This is a genomic window from Pseudomonas sp. SED1 (genome assembly GCF_034044025.1).
Lineage (GTDB): Bacteria > Pseudomonadota > Gammaproteobacteria > Pseudomonadales > Pseudomonadaceae > Aquipseudomonas.
Genome location: NZ_JAXCIS010000093.1, coordinates 70578 through 88746 on the forward strand (window position 1 = coordinate 70578; position 18169 = coordinate 88746).

At 60.2% G+C, this 18169-nt stretch carries 18 protein-coding genes; 9 read left to right on the plus strand and 9 right to left on the minus strand.

What is annotated here, in order from left to right; genetic code table 11:
• Window positions 1-163: 163 nt before the first annotated feature.
• Both SNL23_RS12415 and SNL23_RS12420 read left to right on the plus strand, forming a co-directional pair.
• Window positions 164-1774 carry a methyl-accepting chemotaxis protein gene (locus SNL23_RS12415; protein WP_371916624.1) on the plus strand — a complete coding sequence of 537 codons (1611 nt, stop codon included), beginning with the start codon at window positions 164-166 and terminating at the stop codon, window positions 1772-1774.
• A 72-nt stretch (window positions 1775-1846) separates the two neighbouring features.
• On the plus strand, window positions 1847-2743 hold the full coding sequence (locus tag SNL23_RS12420; RefSeq protein ID WP_318302377.1) for a DMT family transporter: 897 nt from the start codon (window positions 1847-1849) through the stop codon (window positions 2741-2743).
• Window positions 2744-2852: 109 nt separating this feature from the next.
• Here the strand turns inward: SNL23_RS12420 and SNL23_RS12425 are convergent, their stop codons facing one another.
• Window positions 2853-3713 carry a DMT family transporter gene (locus SNL23_RS12425; protein WP_318302378.1) on the minus strand — a complete coding sequence of 287 codons (861 nt, stop codon included), beginning with the start codon at window positions 3711-3713 and terminating at the stop codon, window positions 2853-2855.
• Between the two features lie 447 nt (window positions 3714-4160).
• On the opposite strand from SNL23_RS12425, the gene SNL23_RS12430 reads away from it, so the two are divergent.
• Both SNL23_RS12430 and SNL23_RS12435 read left to right on the plus strand, forming a co-directional pair.
• Complete coding sequence (locus SNL23_RS12430; RefSeq protein ID WP_318302379.1) at window positions 4161-4703, plus strand: hypothetical protein; 543 nt, start codon at window positions 4161-4163, stop codon at window positions 4701-4703.
• Window positions 4704-4746: 43 nt separating this feature from the next.
• Window positions 4747-4920: a hypothetical protein gene (locus tag SNL23_RS12435; protein ID WP_318302380.1), complete on the plus strand. Its 174-nt coding sequence runs from the start codon at window positions 4747-4749 to the stop codon at window positions 4918-4920.
• 43 nt (window positions 4921-4963) lie between these two features.
• Here the strand turns inward: SNL23_RS12435 and SNL23_RS12440 are convergent, their stop codons facing one another.
• Window positions 4964-5902 (minus strand): aspartyl/asparaginyl beta-hydroxylase domain-containing protein, encoded by a 939-nt coding sequence (locus SNL23_RS12440; RefSeq protein WP_076014799.1) that lies wholly within the window; start codon window positions 5900-5902, stop codon window positions 4964-4966.
• Between the two features lie 186 nt (window positions 5903-6088).
• Entirely contained in the window at window positions 6089-7063 is a 975-nt protein-coding gene (gene cysK / locus SNL23_RS12445) for a cysteine synthase A (RefSeq protein ID WP_318302381.1), read from the minus strand.
• Between the two features lie 123 nt (window positions 7064-7186).
• Here cysK and SNL23_RS12450 point away from each other — a divergent pair, with 123 nt between their 5' ends.
• The 3 genes from SNL23_RS12450 (at window position 7187) to SNL23_RS12460 (ending at window position 10535) form a co-directional block, all read left to right on the plus strand.
• Window positions 7187-8263 carry a DUF748 domain-containing protein gene (locus SNL23_RS12450; protein WP_076014800.1) on the plus strand — a complete coding sequence of 359 codons (1077 nt, stop codon included), beginning with the start codon at window positions 7187-7189 and terminating at the stop codon, window positions 8261-8263.
• A 236-nt stretch (window positions 8264-8499) separates the two neighbouring features.
• Window positions 8500-9345, plus strand: coding sequence for an AAA family ATPase (locus SNL23_RS12455; RefSeq protein WP_003189627.1), 846 nt, complete (start codon window positions 8500-8502; stop codon window positions 9343-9345).
• Between the two features lie 11 nt (window positions 9346-9356).
• A complete protein-coding gene (locus SNL23_RS12460) occupies window positions 9357-10535 on the plus strand; it encodes a vWA domain-containing protein (RefSeq protein ID WP_003210689.1) in 1179 nt (392 codons plus the stop codon).
• Between the two features lie 136 nt (window positions 10536-10671).
• On the opposite strand, the gene SNL23_RS12465 is transcribed toward SNL23_RS12460, so the two are convergent.
• The 3 genes from SNL23_RS12465 to SNL23_RS12475 are packed head-to-tail and all read right to left on the minus strand — an operon-like array spanning window position 10672 to window position 13036.
• Window positions 10672-11595, minus strand: a complete 924-nt coding sequence (locus SNL23_RS12465) for a biotin-dependent carboxyltransferase family protein (RefSeq protein ID WP_076014801.1) — start codon at window positions 11593-11595, stop codon at window positions 10672-10674.
• Window positions 11592-12296 (minus strand): 5-oxoprolinase subunit B family protein, encoded by a 705-nt coding sequence (locus SNL23_RS12470; protein WP_076014802.1) that lies wholly within the window; start codon window positions 12294-12296, stop codon window positions 11592-11594. Before SNL23_RS12470 ends, SNL23_RS12465 begins: the two co-directional genes overlap by 4 nt.
• Complete coding sequence (locus tag SNL23_RS12475) at window positions 12293-13036, minus strand: 5-oxoprolinase subunit PxpA (protein ID WP_076014803.1); 744 nt, start codon at window positions 13034-13036, stop codon at window positions 12293-12295. Before SNL23_RS12475 ends, SNL23_RS12470 begins: the two co-directional genes overlap by 4 nt.
• Window positions 13037-13212: 176 nt before the next feature.
• Here SNL23_RS12475 and SNL23_RS12480 point away from each other — a divergent pair, with 176 nt between their 5' ends.
• Complete coding sequence (locus SNL23_RS12480; RefSeq protein ID WP_318302382.1) at window positions 13213-14142, plus strand: LysR family transcriptional regulator; 930 nt, start codon at window positions 13213-13215, stop codon at window positions 14140-14142.
• Window positions 14143-14148: 6 nt separating this feature from the next.
• Here the strand turns inward: SNL23_RS12480 and SNL23_RS12485 are convergent, their stop codons facing one another.
• The 3 genes from SNL23_RS12485 to SNL23_RS12495 are packed head-to-tail and all read right to left on the minus strand — an operon-like array spanning window position 14149 to window position 16055.
• Window positions 14149-14691 (minus strand): DUF2937 family protein, encoded by a 543-nt coding sequence (locus SNL23_RS12485; RefSeq protein ID WP_017479178.1) that lies wholly within the window; start codon window positions 14689-14691, stop codon window positions 14149-14151.
• A gap of 11 nt (window positions 14692-14702) precedes the next feature.
• On the minus strand, window positions 14703-15479 hold the full coding sequence (locus SNL23_RS12490; RefSeq protein ID WP_003210683.1) for a class II glutamine amidotransferase: 777 nt from the start codon (window positions 15477-15479) through the stop codon (window positions 14703-14705).
• 30 nt (window positions 15480-15509) lie between these two features.
• Complete coding sequence (locus SNL23_RS12495; RefSeq protein ID WP_167662720.1) at window positions 15510-16055, minus strand: MFS transporter; 546 nt, start codon at window positions 16053-16055, stop codon at window positions 15510-15512.
• A 21-nt stretch (window positions 16056-16076) separates the two neighbouring features.
• Between SNL23_RS12495 and SNL23_RS12500 the strand changes: the two genes are divergently transcribed.
• Window positions 16077-18131 (plus strand): S9 family peptidase, encoded by a 2055-nt coding sequence (locus SNL23_RS12500; RefSeq protein ID WP_318302383.1) that lies wholly within the window; start codon window positions 16077-16079, stop codon window positions 18129-18131.
• The last annotated feature ends 38 nt before the right edge of the window (window positions 18132-18169 follow it).

Here is an 18169-nt window from a genome sequence, read left to right on the forward strand (position 1 = left end):
TCGGTTCCCTTTGGAGCATTGGATCCAACGTAAGGGAAACCCTGATTACCTTCATGATGGCTCTTTGCTATATAGCGCGCCCTCTCCCACCTAACAAGGTCAGAAGACCGGTCCGGGAACAGGTTCTAATCGCCCAAGGAGCATTGAGATGTCATTGAGGAATATGGGGATCGGTCTGCGCGCCGGTCTGAGTTTTGGGGTTTTGGCCAGCCTGTTGATCGTGGTCGGCCTGTTTGGTTTAGGCCAGATGGCCAAACTGCGGGAAAGCGCGCTGATCATCGAAGAATCGTGGATGCCAAGCATTGAAAACATTCACGACAGCGCCGCCTATGTCGCCAGCATCCGCCTGGAAGCGTTGCGCTTGCTCACCACCGACGAGTCCCGGGTGCGTGACAACAGCAGAAACCTGATCACCCGCCAGCGCGGCGACCTTGAAGAGCTGCTGAACCGTCACGAAACCCTGCTGAGCAACGAGCAAGAACGCGACCTGCTCAAGCAGTTGAAAGCCAACGTTGCGAGCTATATGACGATCGTCGCCCAGATGATTCAACTGGTCGACCAGGACCAGCAGCAAAACGCCATGGACCTGCTCAACAGCCGCCTGGCGCCCCAAGGCATGGTCCTCAATAAAAGCCTGGAAGACATGATCACCTTCAACCAAAAAGGTGTGGAAGACGCCGCAACGTCGGCGGCGCAGATGTACACCAGCGCCCAATGGGTGGTCGGCAGCATCATCGTCACCGCCCTGATGGCAACATTACTGCTGGCCTGGCTGCTGACCCGCAGCATCACCACGCCCATTGGCCAGGCACTGACGGTGGCCCGCACCATCGCGTCCGGCGACCTGAGCCGGCCGATCGTCGTGGAAGGGAAGGATGAGCCGGCGCAATTGCTCACCGCATTGGCCACCATGCAGACCAACCTGCAGGACACCATCCGTGGCATTAGCGAATCGTCGCAGCAGTTGGCCTCGGCGGCCGAAGAGATGAGTTCGGTGATGGAACAGAGCACCCGCGGCCTGCAGGCGCAGAACGATGAAATCGAACTGGCTGCCACCGCAGTGACGCAGATGAGCGCGGCAGTGGACGAAGTGGCGGGCAATGCGGTGTCCAGCGCCGAAGCGTCCAAGGCCTCCGACGAAGACAGCAAGCACGGCCACTACCAGATCAGCGAAACCATCAGCTCGATCCAGAACCTTGTGGACGAAGTGCTCGAGGCCTCGACCAAGGCCGAAGGCCTGGCGGTGCAGGCCCAGGACATCAGCAAGGTACTGGAAGTGATTCGCGGGATTGCCGGCCAGACCAACCTGCTGGCGCTCAACGCGGCGATTGAGGCGGCCCGCGCAGGCGAGGCCGGTCGCGGTTTTGCCGTGGTGGCAGACGAAGTGCGCTCCCTGGCGCAACGCACCCAGGACTCCACCGAAGAAATCGAGCAGATGATCAACGGTATCCAGCAAGGCACCCAGGACACCGTCGGTGCCTTGAACAGCAGCGCCGAACACGCCGGCCAGACCTTGCAGCGGGCCAACAGCGCCGGCAGTGCACTGGAGAAAATCACCGCGGCGATCTCGCAGATCAGCCAGCGCAACCTGGTGATCGCCAGCGCCGCCGAGCAGCAGGCACTGGTGGCCCGAGAGGTGGACCGCAGCCTGGTGAACATTCGGGACCTGTCGACGCAAACCGCCGCCGGTGCCACCCAGACCTCGGCGGCCAGCCAGGAACTGTCGCGGTTGGCGGTGGACCTCAATGGTTTGGTGACGCGCTTCGTGCTGTAAAACATGTATTAGCGATTGTGTCAGACAGGTCCGTGGGCAACACTTCCGCCCTTATCAAACAGGAGTTTTTCCGTGAGACCTGTCGACACCCTGCACCTGTTGGTGCTGGCCGCTATCTGGGGCGCGAGTTTTTTGTTCATGCGAATAATCGCACCGGAAATCGGCACCATTCCTACAGCATTTTTCCGGGTGTCGATTGCCGCCACCGGCCTGCTGGTGATCCTCGCCATGATGCGGGTAAGTTGGGATTTCCAGGGCAAGCTCAAGACGGTCCTGTTGTTGGGCGTCATCAACTCGGGGATTCCCGCGACTATGTATTCGGTGGCGGCCCAAGTGCTGCCGGCCGGTTACTCGGCGATCTTCAATGCGACGACGCCGCTGATGGGCGTGCTGATTGGCGGGCTGTTTTTCAGTGAGCGCCTGACGCCGTCGAAAATTGCCGGGGTGTGCCTGGGGCTGTTCGGTGTGGGCATCCTGACCCGCGCCGGGCCGGTGGCCTTCGACATGGAACTGCTGATGGGCGCGCTGGCGTGCCTGTTGGCGACCACCTGCTATGGTTTTGCCGGCTTTTTGGCACGGCGCTGGCTCGATCAAAGGGGCGGGCTGGACAGTCGTCTCGCAGCCTTGGGTAGCATGCTCGGGGCCACGCTGTTCCTGCTGCCGCTGTTTGCCTGGAGTGCCATCAGCCATCCACCGGCCAGTTGGGGTGGCTGGCCTGTGTGGTTGTCTTTGTTGGGATTGGGACTGGTGTGTACGGCGTTTGCCTACATCCTGTACTTCCGCTTGCTGACCTCCATCGGCCCGGTGAAGTCGATGACCGTGACCTTCATGATTCCGCCGTTCGGGGTGTTATGGGGTGCATTGCTGCTGGATGAGCCGCTGTCCATGGCGCATCTGTATGGCGGGCTGTTGATTGCGGGGGCGTTGTGGCTGGTGCTTCGGCCGGGGAAATTGGCTAAATCCTTGTAGGAGCGAGCTTGCTCGCGATGGACGTCAACGATAACGCGCCGTGTCTGAATGAACGCGGCGCCTTGACGTTTTTCGCGAGCTAGCTCGCTCCTACAAAGGCAGGGGCTGATCAGCGCTTACGGAACACAAAAGCCAATCCGACAATGATCAGGCCCATCCCCAGCAAGCTCAGGATTGCCAGCTTGTTGCCGAAGATCAGGTAATCCATCACCGCCGTCACCGCGGGCACCAGATAGAACAAACTGGTGACATTCACCAGGTTGCCCCTAGCGATCAGCCGGTACAGCAACAGCGTCGCCAGCAGCGACACCACCAAGCCCATCCACAGTACCGGCACGAAAAAGCCGCTGCTGTGTTCAAAGTGGAACGGCTGGAACGGCACAAACACCGAGCACAACAACAAGCCGGCCAGGTACTGCACCGGCAGCGTGCCCAGCGGGTTATCGGTGATGCGCTTCTGCATGATCGAGCCAAAGGTCATGCTGGCCAGGGCCAACAGGCCAAAGAGCATGCCCGCCAGGGACATGCCGGACATGCCGATGCCCTGATACACCACCATGATCAACCCCGCCAACCCCAGCGCCAGGCCGAACATCCGGCTCCAGGAACGCTGACGCTCCATCAACACCACGGTCAGGATCGGCTGCACACCCATGATGGTTGCCATCATGCCGGGGGTGACTTTGAGGTCCAGGGCCAGCAGATAGAAAATCTGGTAGGCCCCCAAAAGCACCAGCCCGGTGGCCGCCGCGTAGAGCATCGGCCTGCCAGGGCGCGGCAACTTCAGCTTGAGGATCGGAACCAGTATCACCAACCCCGCCAGGGCGATGGCAAAACGGATCAGCAAAAACGCAAAGGGCGAAGCGTGGGCCAGGCCCCATTTGGAGAAAATCGCCCCGCTGCTCCACAGCAAGACAAACAGGCTCGTCGAGGCCGCCGCGGCCACGGATTGTTTCGAAAGAACAGACATGGATACCACCTGTAATCAGGCAAAAAGCCAACTCAGCAAAGGCTGAAATTCAGTAGGTTATTTCAGCCGGGCACAGGGAAACAGCAATCAGCTGATCAGCCCGAAATGCCAACACCCGGCGGTGATACGACTGCGTACACCGGCGTGCTACTGACAGGTGGGGGGTAGTGACTGATCTGCGCAGGCTGCTGGCTCCCGCACGGCACGACCGCAGCGTTGACCGCTGAATCGACTACCGCTATGCGCAAGGAAGCTGGCATGTGCTGATCTTTTTTGAGGGGATAAACAAGGTGTCTGAGAACACCTGTGGCCGACTATAACCAGCTGGGGACATGCTTTGCAATGACTTCGCCAAAAGGCCAGTAAGGACAGCTTGGGTCAACGCCACTAGCCTTGGGAAAAACCAATCCGCTCCGAATCCGGGGGGCTTTTAACTCATGATGACCAATGCCAAAAAAACGCGATTCTCTGCGCTATCAGTTATACCGCTCAAAGGCGCTACACCTTGCGAAAGCCTCTACAAGGCAGTGGTACGAAGCCCTTAAACAGGATGAAAGCAATGACGTCGACTTGACCAAGGTACGATTTGAGCCCATCAACACCGAGGCATTGATTGCCTATCAAGAATGGGATGAGGCCCCACACTTTTACTGGGAGGAGATTGCAACGTGGAAAGCGCATGAGCCACTGGCGTTTGACCTGTCCATTTGGTTCGACGTCGAATTATGTGGATTGTGCTTTGCCAACCCAAATCAAAGTCGGTTGCGGATCAAAATCATCCGCCTAGAAGGAAAACCCGGAAAAACCCATCCACTGAAAAGCCGTATTGCTGCGCTGACGATGATCGCCGTTGATCATTACGCACAGATCATTGGCAGTCAGTGGATAGAGATTCAAGAACCCGCGCCTGGTGCAATTCCCGTCTATAGAAATCTAGGCTTTGACTTCGACTCCCAAGGAAGGCTTGTGATAGCAGTAGAGAAGGCTTAGCATCGTAACCATGCTCAATTATTGATCAACAGTGGAGGCTAATATGAGAGCAGCTCCTAAAAACTCCGTCACCCAGAAATCATCATCGAAGCTAATAAAAGAGCCTGGAGCACCAGCACTCACCGCCAATCAGCGTCGTTTTCTCAGTGCAGCCATGACGACCAGTGTTGATGAGCCCAGCCTATTAGCGGGCAACCCCGACAAATCAAAAGCATAAAAAAACCGCTCAATCGAGCGGTTTTTTTATGCCTGTAAAAGCCTTAACCAAACAACCAATACCCCAACGCCGTCAGCACCACCACCGCCAACACCGGCCGCAGGATGCGATAAGCCTTCGGATGCTTGCGCTTCCACTGCTTGACCACGCCGCTGAAGCTGTCGCTGAAGCGCTTGCTCCAGGCATACGCTTGGTTGATCCCGCCAACGCGTTCATCATCCAGGTTCTGCGGCGCGGTAGCGCGGCCCAACTGGGCGCTGACCCAACGGTTGATGCGCGTCATCACGCGGCTGCTCAGCGGGCGTTCGATGTCGCAGAACAGGATCACCCGGGTGTGCTCGGTTTCGTTCTTCACCCAGTGCACGTAGGTCTCGTCGAACATCACGTCTTCACCGTCACGCCAGGCATACACCTGGCCGTCGACGAAGATGCGGCAGTCGTCGGAGTTGGGCGTGGACAGCCCCAGGTGGTAACGCAGGGAACCGGCAAACGGGTCACGGTGCGGGTTGAGGTGGCTACCACCGGGCAACAGGGCAAACATCGCACCCTTGACGTTGGGAATGCTGCTGACCAGGGCCACGGTTTTCGGGCACAGCAATTCAGCCGACGGCAACGGTTTGTCGTACCACTTGAGGTAGAACCGCTTCCAGCCCTTCTTGAAGAACGAACCGAAACCGGCGTCGTTGTTCTTCTCGGCTGCGCGGATGTAGCCCTCGTCAAACAGGTGCATGGCCTCTTCGCGAATCACTTCCCAGTTGTCCTTGAGCACGTCCAGCTCCGGAAACTTGCTGCGGTCCAGGTACGGCTTGGACGGCACGGCGGAAAAGATGTACATCAAGGCGTTATACGGGGCGAACAGCGCCGAATGGTTGACGAACTGACGCAACATCGGCAAACGGGCCTTGCCACGCAAATGCACATACAGCGTGCTGCCGATGAACAGCAGCAACACCGACAGTTTGGCGGCCAAAGAAAAGGTCATGCAGCAACTCCTGGAAATAGGCGTCTGGCCATTAGCCTCCCGTTATGGGGAAACCAGACGTAGCAGCCGGCCATGATAAACACTCCGGGCCTCGGGAAAAACCCGCGCACTCCAACAATCAGCATCTAGCGGTGCGCGATAACGGGCCAATTATGCATAAGGGCCGCGCTATCGCGCTGATTTGAATCAAGCCTGGTTTTCCTGATCGGTAAACAAATCGGCGAACAACATGCTCGACAGGTAACGTTCACCGGAGTCCGGCAGTACCACCACGATGGTCTTGCCCTGCATTTCCGGCTTCTCTGCCAGGCGCACCGCCACGGCCATTGCCGCGCCGCAGGAGATACCGCACAAAATTCCCTCCTCCTGCATCAAGCGCAACGCCATGGCCTTGGACTCTTCGTCGCTGACCAGTTCGACCCGGTCGACCATCGAGAGGTCGAGGTTTTTCGGCACAAACCCGGCGCCAATGCCCTGGATCTTGTGGGGGCTGGGCTTGATCTCTTCACCGGCCAGCGCCTGGGTAATCACCGGCGAGCTGATCGGTTCCACCGCGACCGACAAGATAGGCTTGCCCTGGGTGTTCTTGATATAGCGCGACACACCAGTGATGGTGCCGCCAGTGCCCACGCCCGCCACCAGCACGTCTACCGCGCCATCCGTGTCATTCCAGATTTCCGGACCGGTGGTTTTCTCGTGGATCGCCGGGTTGGCCGGGTTTTCGAACTGGGCCGGCATAAAATACTTGGCCGGGTCGCTGGCGAGGATTTCGCCGGCTTTTTCGATCGCGCCCTTCATGCCCTTGGCCGGCTCGGTCAACACCAGTTCGGCGCCGAGGGCCTTGAGCACCTTGCGTCGCTCAATGCTCATAGAGGCGGGCATGGTCAGCAACAGCTTGTAGCCACGGGCGGCGGCAACAAACGCCAAGCCGATCCCGGTATTGCCGGAAGTCGGCTCGACAATGGTCATGCCCGGTTTGAGTTTGCCGCTGCCTTCGGCGTCCCAGATCATGTTTGCGCCAATCCGGCACTTCACCGAATACCCCGGGTTACGCCCTTCGATCTTGGCCAGGATGGTCACGCCACGCGGGGCGATGCGGTTGATCTGAATCAGGGGCGTGTTACCGATGGAGTGCGCGTTGTCTGCAAAAATGCGGCTCATAACGGGTCCTTAAGGCAATTTCAGGAAGGTCCCAAGGGTATGCCTCGTGTTGCGAAGCGTCCAGTCAAGCGAACGTCCAGCGGCTGTAGGAGTCAATCGCCTACACGGATGGAGAAAATTCCTATGAAACGTCGCTACAGTTGGCCGCTCTGGACCCTTGTCGGGGTCGTGGTACTGCTGGTCGTCCTGGATATCGCCCTGCCCTATCTGGTGCGCAATTACCTGAATGACAAACTCGCCGACATGGGCGATTACCGCGGCCAGGTCACCGATGTCGACCTGGCGCTGTGGCGCGGCGCCTATCGAATCAACGGGTTGCAGATCGTCAAGGTCGACGGCAAGGTGCCGGTACCGTTCGTGAAGGCGCCGGTGATCGACCTGTCGGTAAGTTGGCATTCGCTGTGGTACGACCATGCAGTGGTGGCGGAGGCACAGTTCATCAAGCCGGAGCTGAACTTCGTCGACGGCGGCACCAACAAGCAGGCATCCCAGACAGGTCAAGGCACCGACTGGCGGGCCCAACTGAGCAAGCTGTTGCCGATCACCCTGAACGAGGTGCGCATCGACGACGGGAAAATCGCCTTCCACAACTTCAGCTCGAAACCACCGGTCAATATGTACGCGACCCAGGTCAACGCCAGCTTCTACAACCTGACCAATGTGGTGGACGTCAAAGGCCAGCGCGACGCGCGCTTCGACGGCAAGGCGCTGTTTTTGGGCCAGGCGCCGCTGGAAGCCACCGCCACGTTCGACCCCTTGAGCAATTTCGAAAACTTCGAATTCCGTTTCCGGGCCCGGGATATCGAACTCAAGCGCATGAATGACTTCGCCTCGGCCTACGGCAAGTTCGATTTCAGTGCCGGCAACGGCGACCTGGTGGTGGAAGCCCAGGCTGAAAAAGGCCAATTGACCGGCTACATCAAGCCCTTGCTGCGGGATGTCGAGGTGTTCAACTGGCAGCAGGATGTCGAGAACAAGGACAAGGGCATCTTCCGTTCGATCTGGGAGGCGGTGGTCGGCGTCAGCGAAACGGTGCTGAAGAACCAGCGTAAAAACCAGTTCGCCACCCGCGTGGAGCTGAGTGGCAACGTTCACCAGCAAGATATCAGCGCGTTCCAGGCATTTTTGCAGATTTTGCGCAATGGTTTCGTCCAGGCCTTCAACGCCCGCTACGAACAGCCCAAACCCAGCGCAGACTGAAACATTGGCCCCTGTAGGAGCGAGCTTGCTCGCGAAAAGCCCCAATGCGCCGCGTTTATTCAGAATGCACGCGTCATCGTTGACGTTTTTCGCGAGCAAGCTCGCTCCTACAATTCAGAGACTGAATAGCCCGTCTGCGTTCACAGTCGCCGGGGCTGCGCGGTATAGTCGGGGCAAGCTGATTACTCGCCCGCTTCGGTCTCGGACCGTTCGGCGTCACGTTCGAGGATTGATAGATGAAGTTCGAAGGCACCCAGGCCTACGTTGCCACCGATGACCTGAAACTGGCCGTCAACGCCGCCATCACGCTGGAGCGGCCACTGCTGGTCAAGGGCGAACCGGGCACCGGCAAGACCATGCTCGCCGAGCAACTGGCCGAGTCCTTTGGCGCCAGGCTGATCACCTGGCACATCAAGTCCACCACCAAGGCCCATCAGGGCCTGTACGAGTACGACGCGGTCAGCCGCCTGCGGGACTCGCAGCTGGGCGTGGACAAGGTCCACGACGTGCGCAACTACCTGAAAAAGGGCAAACTCTGGGAAGCCTTTGAGTCCGAGGAGCGGGTCATCCTGCTGATCGATGAAATCGACAAGGCCGACATCGAATTCCCCAACGACCTGCTGCAAGAACTCGACAAGATGGAGTTCTACGTCTACGAAATCGACGAGACCATCAAGGCCAAGAAGCGCCCGATCATCATCATTACGTCCAACAATGAGAAGGAGCTGCCGGACGCATTCCTGCGCCGCTGCTTCTTCCACTACATCGCCTTCCCGGACCGCACCACCCTGCAAAAGATCGTCGACGTGCACTACCCGGACATCAAGAAAGACCTGGTCAGCGAAGCCCTCGATGTGTTCTTCGACGTGCGTAAAGTCCCGGGCCTGAAGAAAAAACCGTCCACCTCCGAACTGGTGGACTGGCTCAAGCTGCTGATGGCCGACAACATCGGCGAAGCGGTACTGCGCGAGCGCGACCCTACCAAAGCCATCCCGCCCCTGGCCGGTGCCCTGGTGAAGAACGAGCAAGACGTGCAGTTGCTGGAGCGCCTGGCGTTCATGAGCCGTCGCGGTAACCGATAAGGGCGATTGCCATGCTGCTCAACCTGTTCAATGAAATGCGTGCAGCCAAGGTGCCGGTGTCGGTGCGTGAGCTGCTGGACCTGATCAACGCGCTGAAACAGCGGGTGACCTTCGCCGACATGGACGAGTTTTACTACTTGGCCCGTGCGATCCTGGTGAAGGACGAACGGCATTTCGACAAGTTCGACCGGGCCTTCGGCGCCTACTTCAACGGCCTGGAAAAACTCGACGATCACCTGCAGGCACTGATCCCCGAAGACTGGCTGCGCAAGGAATTCGAACGCTCGCTGACCGACGAAGAGCGCGCGCAGATCCAGTCCCTCGGCGGCCTCGACAAGCTCATCGAAGAATTCAAGAAACGCCTCGAAGAACAAAAGGAACGCCACGCCGGCGGTAATAAATGGATCGGCACTGGCGGTACCAGCCCGTTCGGCTCCGGCGGTTTCAACCCCGAAGGCATTCGCGTGGGTGATGCCGGCAAACGTCAGGGCAAGGCGGTCAAGGTCTGGGACCAGCGCGAGTACAAGAACCTCGATGATTCGGTGGAACTAGGCACCCGCAACATCAAGATCGCCCTGCGCCGCCTGCGCAAGTTCGCGCGTCAGGGGGCGGCGGAAGAGCTGGACATCGACGGCACCATCGACCATACGGCGCGGGATGCCGGGTTGCTGAATATCCAGATGCGCCCGGAGCGGCGTAACACCATCAAGCTGCTGTTGCTGTTCGACATCGGCGGCTCGATGGATGCCCATGTGAAGACCTGCGAAGAGCTGTTCTCAGCGTGCAAGACCGAGTTCAAGCACTTGGAGTATTTCTACTTCCACAACTTCATTTATGAATCGGTGTGGAAGAACAACATGCGCCGGGGTTCGGAACGCACCTCGACCCAGGATTTGCTGCACAAGTACGGCGCCGACTACAAAGTGATCTTTATCGGTGATGCGGCCATGGCGCCGTATGAAATCACCCAGGCCGGCGGCAGCGTCGAGCATTGGAATGAAGAGCCAGGCTATGTGTGGATGCAGCGGTTCATGGAGAAGTACAAAAAGCTGATCTGGATTAATCCGTATCCGAAAGATACTTGGGGCTATACAGCGTCCACCGGGATTGTTCGGGACTTGATCGAGGACCAGATGTTTCCGTTGACGTTGCGTGGGCTTGAGGAAGGGATGCGCTTTTTGTCGAAGTAACCCGTTTCCCAGGCAACCACGAACAAATGTGGGAGCGGGCTTGCTCGCGAAAGCGCGGTGTCAGTCACCGGATATATTGGCTGATACACCGCCTTCACGAGCAAGCCCGCTCCCACACTTTGTCCTGCGGTGGCCTTTAGTTTCTGGCGAAGCGGCGTAAATACTCCACCTGCTGCCGATGCGCCGTCTCCTGCACCACCGGCGCCAACCTCACTTTCTCCCCCGGCAAACACTGGGCCAGCCGTGCCAGCGCCAATGGCGTCAACGCCCCCAGTCGCGGATAACCGCCAATGGTCTGCCGGTCATTGAGCAACACGATCGGCTGCCCATCCGGTGGCACCTGGATCGCGCCCAGCGGGATGCCTTCCGAAATCAGAGACGGCCCCTGATATTCCAGCGGCGTACCCAACAAGCGCATGCCCATGCGGTCGGCGCGGCTGTCGAGGGTCCATTCGCTGTTGAACACATCAAACAGACTCTGCCCGCCGAACTGGCCGATCTGCGCCCCGAGGATGACCTCCAGTGGCGCCTTCGAATCCAGTTTCGGCAATTGCCCGGCGGACAACTCCCGCATCGCGCCGCCCACACCTGAGTACGCCAGTTGCCCGCCCTCCGCCAGCGCGCGGCCAAAGCCATCCAGCCCACCCAGTTCTTCACGCGCCACCGTGGCGCAACTGCCCAGAACCTGCGGCGCATCAAACCCGCCCGGCGCGGCCAGGTAAGCCCGCGCGCCGCTGAACGGCTGGGTAAAACGCAATCGCTGGCCTTTTTGCAGAATAAAGGTGCGCCCCGGGCTGATCGCTCTTTCATCGACATAAGCGCCCAAATCCGCCCCGGCCAATGCCAGCAGACAGTAATCCTCGGCCTGCACGGTGAAACCACCCAAAGTGATTTCCACCACAGGCGCATCCAGAGAGTTGCCCAGCATCCAATTGGCCCACGACATCGACACCCAATCCAGTGCGCCGCCCTGGGTCACACCCAAATGCCTCACACCAAAACGTCCGGCGTCCTGCAACAGGCACAGCGGGGTGCTGGCCTCGATCAACAAGCGGCTCATGCCTGGGCCTCCAACGGTGTGTCATCGCCACCCAGGTTGATGAATTCGCTATGGCTGACCGCTTCGTAACGCACGGTGTCCCCCGGCTGCATCAGGCTGTAGCCCTCGCGCTCTCGATCAAACAGCTTGGCCGGTGTGCGGCCGATCAGGTTCCAGCCGCCCGGCGATACCACCGGATAGGCCGCCGTTTGCCGCTCGGCGATCCCCACGCTGCCCGCCGCCACCCGCTTGCGCGGCGTATTGAGCCGAGGTGCTGCGAGCAGTTCGTCCACCAGGCCCATAAAGGCAAACCCCGGGGCAAAGCCCAAGGCGAAGACCTGGTACTCGTGCTGGCTGTGGCGGCGGATCACCTCCTCCACCGCCAGCCCACTGCGCTGGGCGAGTAACGGCAGCTCGGGGCCGACACTCAAGTCATACCAGACCGGCAACACATGGCATTGCCCGCTCCCCTTGGGCTCTGGTTGCAGTGCTTTAAGCGCCTGATCGATCAGCTCCCGCGCCTGGGCCGGGCTCAGCGCCATCAGGTCGTAATGCACCATCAGGGTCGTGTAGGACGGCACCAGGTCCACCAGCGCCGCGCCAAAACCTTCCCGCAAACGGCGGGTGGCGGCGAGCATCCAGGGCATGTTGTCTTCGGCGATCACATCAAACAGGCGCACCATCAGGCTGTCGATGGCTACGACTTCAATCCGTGGTTTCATGCTGGGGTCAACGCCTCGCGGATGCGCTGCACGGCGGCCACCGAGCTGGCGTTATCGCCGTGTACACACAACGTATTGGCCTGCAGGTGCAGCGGGCTGCCGTCGCTGGCGACCAGGTGCTCACCGCGAGCAATGATCAAGGCTTGCTGGATGATCTTTTCCGGATCGTGATGCACCGCCCCCGGCAACTGGCGGGAGACCAGATGCCCGGCACTGTCATAGGCACGGTCGGCGAAGGCTTCGAACCACAGGGTCACGCCATATTCGTCACCCAGGGCCTGGGCGGCGCTGTTGTCGCGGGTGGCCATCAGCATCAAGGGCAGGCTGGCGTCGTAGGCCGCCACGGCCTGGATCACCGCGCGCAATTGCGCCGGCTTGGCCATCATGTCGTTGTACATCGCACCATGGGGTTTGACGTAGCTGACCCGCCCACCCTGAGCCCGGCAAATGCCGTCGAGGGCGCCAATCTGATAATGCAACAGGTCCTGGATTTCCTGTGGGGTGTAGGCCATGGAACGGCGGCCGAAACCCACCAGGTCCTGGTACGCCGGGTGCGCACCCACCTGCACGCCATGCTCGAAGGCCAGGCTGACGGTCTTGCGCATGATGCTCGGGTCGCCCGCATGAAAACCGCAGGCAACGTTGGCGCAGTCAATGAACGGCATGACCTCGGCGTCCAGACCCAAGGTCCAGTTGCCAAAGCTTTCGCCGATGTCGCAGTTCAATAGCAGGCGGCTCACGGTAGGGCTCCTGTAGGCTTTATTTTTTTGTAGTGTGGGATCTTTTACCAAGATCTCGCAACGATGTTGTCCCGAGCCCCAACGACGCTTATCGTGAGACAGCTCGATTTTTGGCGGTTGCGGCACGCTGCGTCCAACTAATAAAAAACAATCCATGCATAAGAAAAGTTGATCCCATGAATTTGAAGTTCCTCGAAACCTTCGTCTGGGTGGCCAAGCTCAAGAGCTTTCGCCTCACGGCAGAGAAGCTGTTCACTACCCAGGCCTCGATCTCCAGCCGCATCGCCGTGTTGGAAAGCGAATTGGAGGTGAAGCTGTTCCTGCGCGATTCCCGAGGTGTGAGCCTGACGCCGGAAGGCTTGAAGGTGCTCGATTATGCCGAGCAGATGATGGCGACCATGCAAGGGCTCAAGCAGTCCCTGGAAACCACCAGCAGCAAGGTCGGGCGCATCCGCATCGGGGTGATGGACACGGTGATCCACACCTGGCTGAGCGCGCTGGTGGCAGAACTGACGGACAACTTTCCGCGGGTAGAAATCGAGTTGGTCGCCGATACCGCGCTGAACCTCTGCGATCAGTTGCAAAAAGGCTTTCTCGACCTGATCCTGCAAACCGACCTGCTGCGCCAGGAAACCTTGCGCAGCCTGGAACTGGCCAGCCACCCAATGGGCTGGATCGTCGCCAGCCACTCGATCTACAACCGTGACTACGCGTCCCTCGCCGAACTGGCCCAGGAGCGCATCATCACCTACTCGAAAAACTCCTGTCCGCACCAGGATGTGCTCAGCCTGATGCAGGCTAACGGCGTATCCGCCCCACGGATGAACTGTGTGAACTCGGTGTCAGCGATCACTCGCCTGCTGCGGGACGGGTTCGGGATTGGTGCGTTCCCGCCCGTATTGGTCAGTGAAGAGCTGGCACGAGGAGAATTGACCATGCTGCCCATGGAACAACGACCGCCGAACCTGCAGGTGGTGGTGTCGTGGCGAGTGGGCGTGGAATTGGTGGAGGAGATTGTGGCGCTGTGCCAGAGCGTGGTGGGGCGGTATGCGCAGAAGGTCGGCGAGGACTTGATGGTGTTGAGCAAATCCTCGACCGGAGTGTGATCGGCCTTACAGCCCCTTCAAGTCCCGCTCTTCAATCGGCCGGCTCTGGCGCAGGCGCTTGCCGCCCAACACCACCCAGTCGATCAGGCGGAACAGGCATTCCAGGCCAAACGACAACAGCATCGCGCCGCCCAGGCCCCAGCCCATGGCTTCCGGGGTCAGCAACAGCATATAGCTGTAGCCGTTCCAGGTTTCCTGGCGAATCGCCGGGTCGGCGGCCACGGCCACTTGCAGCGCGCGGATGTACCACGGGCCCTGCATCGCCTGGAACTGTTTATCCAGCGCCACCTGGCGGTCGAGCAACGTGCCCAGGCTGTTGGCATCGCTGCGAAACACCGGGTCGTCACTGGCACGGTAATGGGCCACCAACGCCTGCAAGTCACCGTTGAAGAACTGCTGCGCCGTGGCATCAAAGCCACGCAGGCCGGTCTGGGCCTCGATCAGGTGGGCTTCGACGCGCTTGGCGTAGTCACTGATAAACCCCGGTACCTGCACACCGACCAACAGACCCACGGCAAACAACACCAGTCGCAAATAGCTGAGCAACATATTCGACGTCCTTATTCCGTTTTGCCTTGGCTGACACATTCACCGCGTCGCCACAGGCTCCACTGGCCCGGTTCGTAGCGGGTCCAGGTCTCGTTTTCGGTCAGGGGTTCGGTGGCAATCACCGTCACCACATCATTAGGCGTGGTTTCGGCCTGAAAATCGACGATCACGTCGACATCTTTCAACCGCGCGGGGCCAAACGGCGCACGCCGGGTGATCTGTGCCAGTTTGGTCGAGCAATAGCAGAACAGCCAGTCACCGTCGCTGAGCAGGCAATTGAACACGCCCTTGCTGCGGTATTCGCTGCAGGCGGCGATCAGGTCCGGCAGCACCTGTTCGATGTCCACCGGCTCCGGAAACGCTTCGCGGACACGGTTGAGCAAATCGCAGAACGCCGCTTCGCTGTCGGTATCGCCCACCGGGCGGTAGAACGTGGCGCGGGGGTTGAAGTCCGCCAGTTGGCCGTTATGCGCGAAGCACCAGTTGCGGCCCCACAGTTCACGCACGAACGGGTGGGTATTGGACAGGCACACCTTGCCGACATTGGCCTGGCGGATATGGCCAATCACCACTTCACTCTTGATGGGATAACGCTGCACCAGCAGCGCGACTTCCGATTCGCTGCTGGCCGCCGGGTCCTGGAACAACCGCAGGCCGCGGCCTTCGTAGAAGGCGATGCCCCAACCGTCGCGGTGGGGGCCGGTACGTCCGCCGCGCTGCATCAGCCCGGTAAAGCTGAAGACGATATCGGTCGGTACGTTGGCACTCATGCCCAATAATTCACACATGCCAGGCTTCTCGATACAGGGCGTACAACGTTAAAGGCGCGGTTCGACCCGCATACCGCTGACAGGGGCCGGGCGACCGTATCGCTCATCGGCGAAGGGTTCGTCGTCATCCGGCTCGGCGGCAGCGGCTGCCGCAGCGGCGGCCTTCTGCTCCCGGCGGGCCCTGGAGGCACGCTCGATGGGCCAGCGGATCAGCACAAACACCAGGTACACGCCAAACGCGATCATGGAGTACATGAACAAATCGGAAATCGCCCGCCAGGCGTTGTTGCCGACCTTGAGTACCAGGTCCAGGGCGGTGATGGCGACGGCCGGGGCGAACTGGGTCTTCACCGGGTCGACAATGGTCGGGCTGAACAGCAGCACCGCCATCAGCAACCGCAGCGGCTCGCGCAGCCAGCGCCACATCCAGCGGGTCATGGCAAACCACACCAGCAGGCAACCCAGGGCTGCGAAGGCGTAGAGGCCCCAAGCGATCAGATAGTCGTTCTCGGTCATGGTGTCCATGGCAAGGTAGGCAAACAGGCCGCTATGATAACGGCTTTTCAGTGCCGAGGCTGCAATGCCGTCGGCCAACCGCCAGACAGAGAGTGATCCATGCCCCCATCGACCCACATCACTGCCGCCCCGATCGCCCGCAAGGCCCCAGGCACCGACCCGTACGCCTGGCTGCAAGCGCGGGACAGCGCCGAGGTGCTCGATTACCTCAAGGCGGAAAATACCTGGCAAGACGCTCAACTGTCCGACCAACAGGCGCTGCGCGAGACCCTGTTCGAAGAGATCAAGGGCCGCATCCTCGAAACCGACCTGTCCCTGCCCTCGCCCTGGGGCCCGTACCTGTATTACACCCGCACCACCGCCGGCGACGAATACGCCCGCCACTACCGCTGCCCGCGCCCGGCGGATGACAGCCAACAGGTCGACGAAAGCGCGGAAGAGCTGCTGCTCGACCCGAACGTGCTGGCCAATGGCGGCTTTTTCTCCCTTGGTGCCTTCAGCATCAGCCCGGACCACCAGCGCCTGGCCTACAGCCTGGACACCAATGGCGAAGAGATTTACACCCTCTACGTGAAGGAATTGGCCACCGGCAAGGTCAGCGAACTGGAGTTCGAAGATTGCGACGGCAGCATGACCTGGGCCAATGACAGCCTGACCCTGTTCTTCACTGAACTGGACGACACCCACCGCCCGCACAAGCTGTATCGCTATCGCCTGGACGGCACCGCCGCCGAAGAAGTGTTCCACGAGCCCGACGGGCGTTTCTTCCTGCACTGCTACCGCTCAAGTTCCGAGCACCAGTTGCTGCTGGCCCTGGGCAGCAAGACCACCAGCGAAATCTGGGCCCTGGACGCCGAGCAGCCGCAGCAGGCGTTTACCTGCCTGGCACCACGGGTCGAAGGCCATGAGTATGACGTCGACCACGGCAAGCTGGACGACCAGTGGACCTGGTTTATCCGCAGCAACCGAGACGGCATCAACTTCGCCCTGTTCCAGGCCGCCGACACCGGCAGCGTGCCGACCCAGGACGACTGGCAGAACCTGATCCCCCACGACGACGCAGTGATGCTGGATGGCGTGAGCCTCAACGCCCGGGCCATGACCCTGAGTTTGCGGATCGGTGGTTTGCCGATCATCGAAGTGCGCCCACAAGGCCAGGCCGCTTATCGGGTGGAATTACCGGATGCGGCCTACAGCCTCTATGTGCAAAACAGTCTGGAATTTGTCAGCGACAAGATCCGCCTGCGTTATGAAGCCTTGAACCGCCCGGCCCAGGTCCGTCAGCTGGAACTGGCCAGCGGCGCACAACAGGTGCTCAAGGAAACCCCGGTACTGGGCGTATTCAACGCCGACGACTACGTCAGCCAACGGTTGTGGGCGACGTCGGCCGATGGCACTCAGGTGCCGATCAGCCTTGTAGTCCGCCGCGACCAGTTGGGTAAGCCAACGCCGCTCTACCTGTACGGCTATGGTGCCTATGGCCAGAGCCTCGACCCGTGGTTCTCCCACGCCCGCCTGAGCCTGCTGGACCGTGGCGTGGCCTTCGCCATTGCCCATGTGCGCGGCGGCGGCGAACTGGGCGAAGCCTGGTACCGCGCAGGCAAGCAGGAGCACAAGCAAAACACTTTCAGCGACTTTATCGCCTGCGCCGAACACCTGATCGCCCAGGGCCTGACCACCTCCAAGCAACTGGCTATCAGCGGCGGCAGCGCCGGCGGCCTGTTGATCGGCGCAGTGCTCAATCAGCGCCCAGAGCTGTTCCAGGCGGCGATTGCCGAAGTGCCGTTCGTCGACGTGCTCAACACCATGCTCGACCCTGAATTGCCGCTGACCATCACCGAGTACGACGAATGGGGTAACCCTGAGGAGCACGAGGTGTATGAACGGATCAAGGCCTACGCGCCGTACGAAAACGTCAGCGCCCAGGCTTACCCTGCGACGCTGGTGATCGCCGGCTACAACGACAGCCGCGTGCAATATTGGGAAGCGGCCAAGTGGGTGGCCAAGCTGCGCGATACCAAGACCGACGATAACCTGCTGCTGCTCAAGACCGAACTGGGCGCAGGCCATGGCGGCATGAGTGGGCGTTACCAGGGATTACGTGACGTAGCACTCGAATATGCATTTGTTTTCAAGGCGCTGGGGCTGATTTAAGGAACTCCGCCTGGCGGACGGGTCTGAACACCTGACCG

Coding starts and splice junctions, on each gene's coding strand:
- SNL23_RS12430 (WP_318302379.1), top strand. CDS start 4,161: ATGCCAAAAAAACGCGATTCTCTGCGCTATCAGTTATACCGCTCAAAG.
- SNL23_RS12485 (WP_017479178.1), bottom strand. CDS start 14,691: ATGTTGCTCAGCTATTTGCGACTGGTGTTGTTTGCCGTGGGTCTGTTG.
- SNL23_RS12450 (WP_076014800.1), top strand. CDS start 7,187: ATGAAACGTCGCTACAGTTGGCCGCTCTGGACCCTTGTCGGGGTCGTG.
- SNL23_RS12470 (WP_076014802.1), bottom strand. CDS start 12,296: ATGAAACCACGGATTGAAGTCGTAGCCATCGACAGCCTGATGGTGCGC.
- SNL23_RS12415 (WP_371916624.1), top strand. CDS start 164: ATGGGGATCGGTCTGCGCGCCGGTCTGAGTTTTGGGGTTTTGGCCAGC.
- cysK (WP_318302381.1), bottom strand. CDS start 7,063: ATGAGCCGCATTTTTGCAGACAACGCGCACTCCATCGGTAACACGCCC.
- SNL23_RS12460 (WP_003210689.1), top strand. CDS start 9,357: ATGCTGCTCAACCTGTTCAATGAAATGCGTGCAGCCAAGGTGCCGGTG.
- SNL23_RS12465 (WP_076014801.1), bottom strand. CDS start 11,595: ATGAGCCGCTTGTTGATCGAGGCCAGCACCCCGCTGTGCCTGTTGCAG.
- SNL23_RS12500 (WP_318302383.1), top strand. CDS start 16,077: ATGCCCCCATCGACCCACATCACTGCCGCCCCGATCGCCCGCAAGGCC.
- SNL23_RS12435 (WP_318302380.1), top strand. CDS start 4,747: ATGAGAGCAGCTCCTAAAAACTCCGTCACCCAGAAATCATCATCGAAG.
- SNL23_RS12455 (WP_003189627.1), top strand. CDS start 8,500: ATGAAGTTCGAAGGCACCCAGGCCTACGTTGCCACCGATGACCTGAAA.
- SNL23_RS12440 (WP_076014799.1), bottom strand. CDS start 5,902: ATGACCTTTTCTTTGGCCGCCAAACTGTCGGTGTTGCTGCTGTTCATC.
- SNL23_RS12480 (WP_318302382.1), top strand. CDS start 13,213: ATGAATTTGAAGTTCCTCGAAACCTTCGTCTGGGTGGCCAAGCTCAAG.
- SNL23_RS12425 (WP_318302378.1), bottom strand. CDS start 3,713: ATGTCTGTTCTTTCGAAACAATCCGTGGCCGCGGCGGCCTCGACGAGC.
- SNL23_RS12490 (WP_003210683.1), bottom strand. CDS start 15,479: ATGTGTGAATTATTGGGCATGAGTGCCAACGTACCGACCGATATCGTC.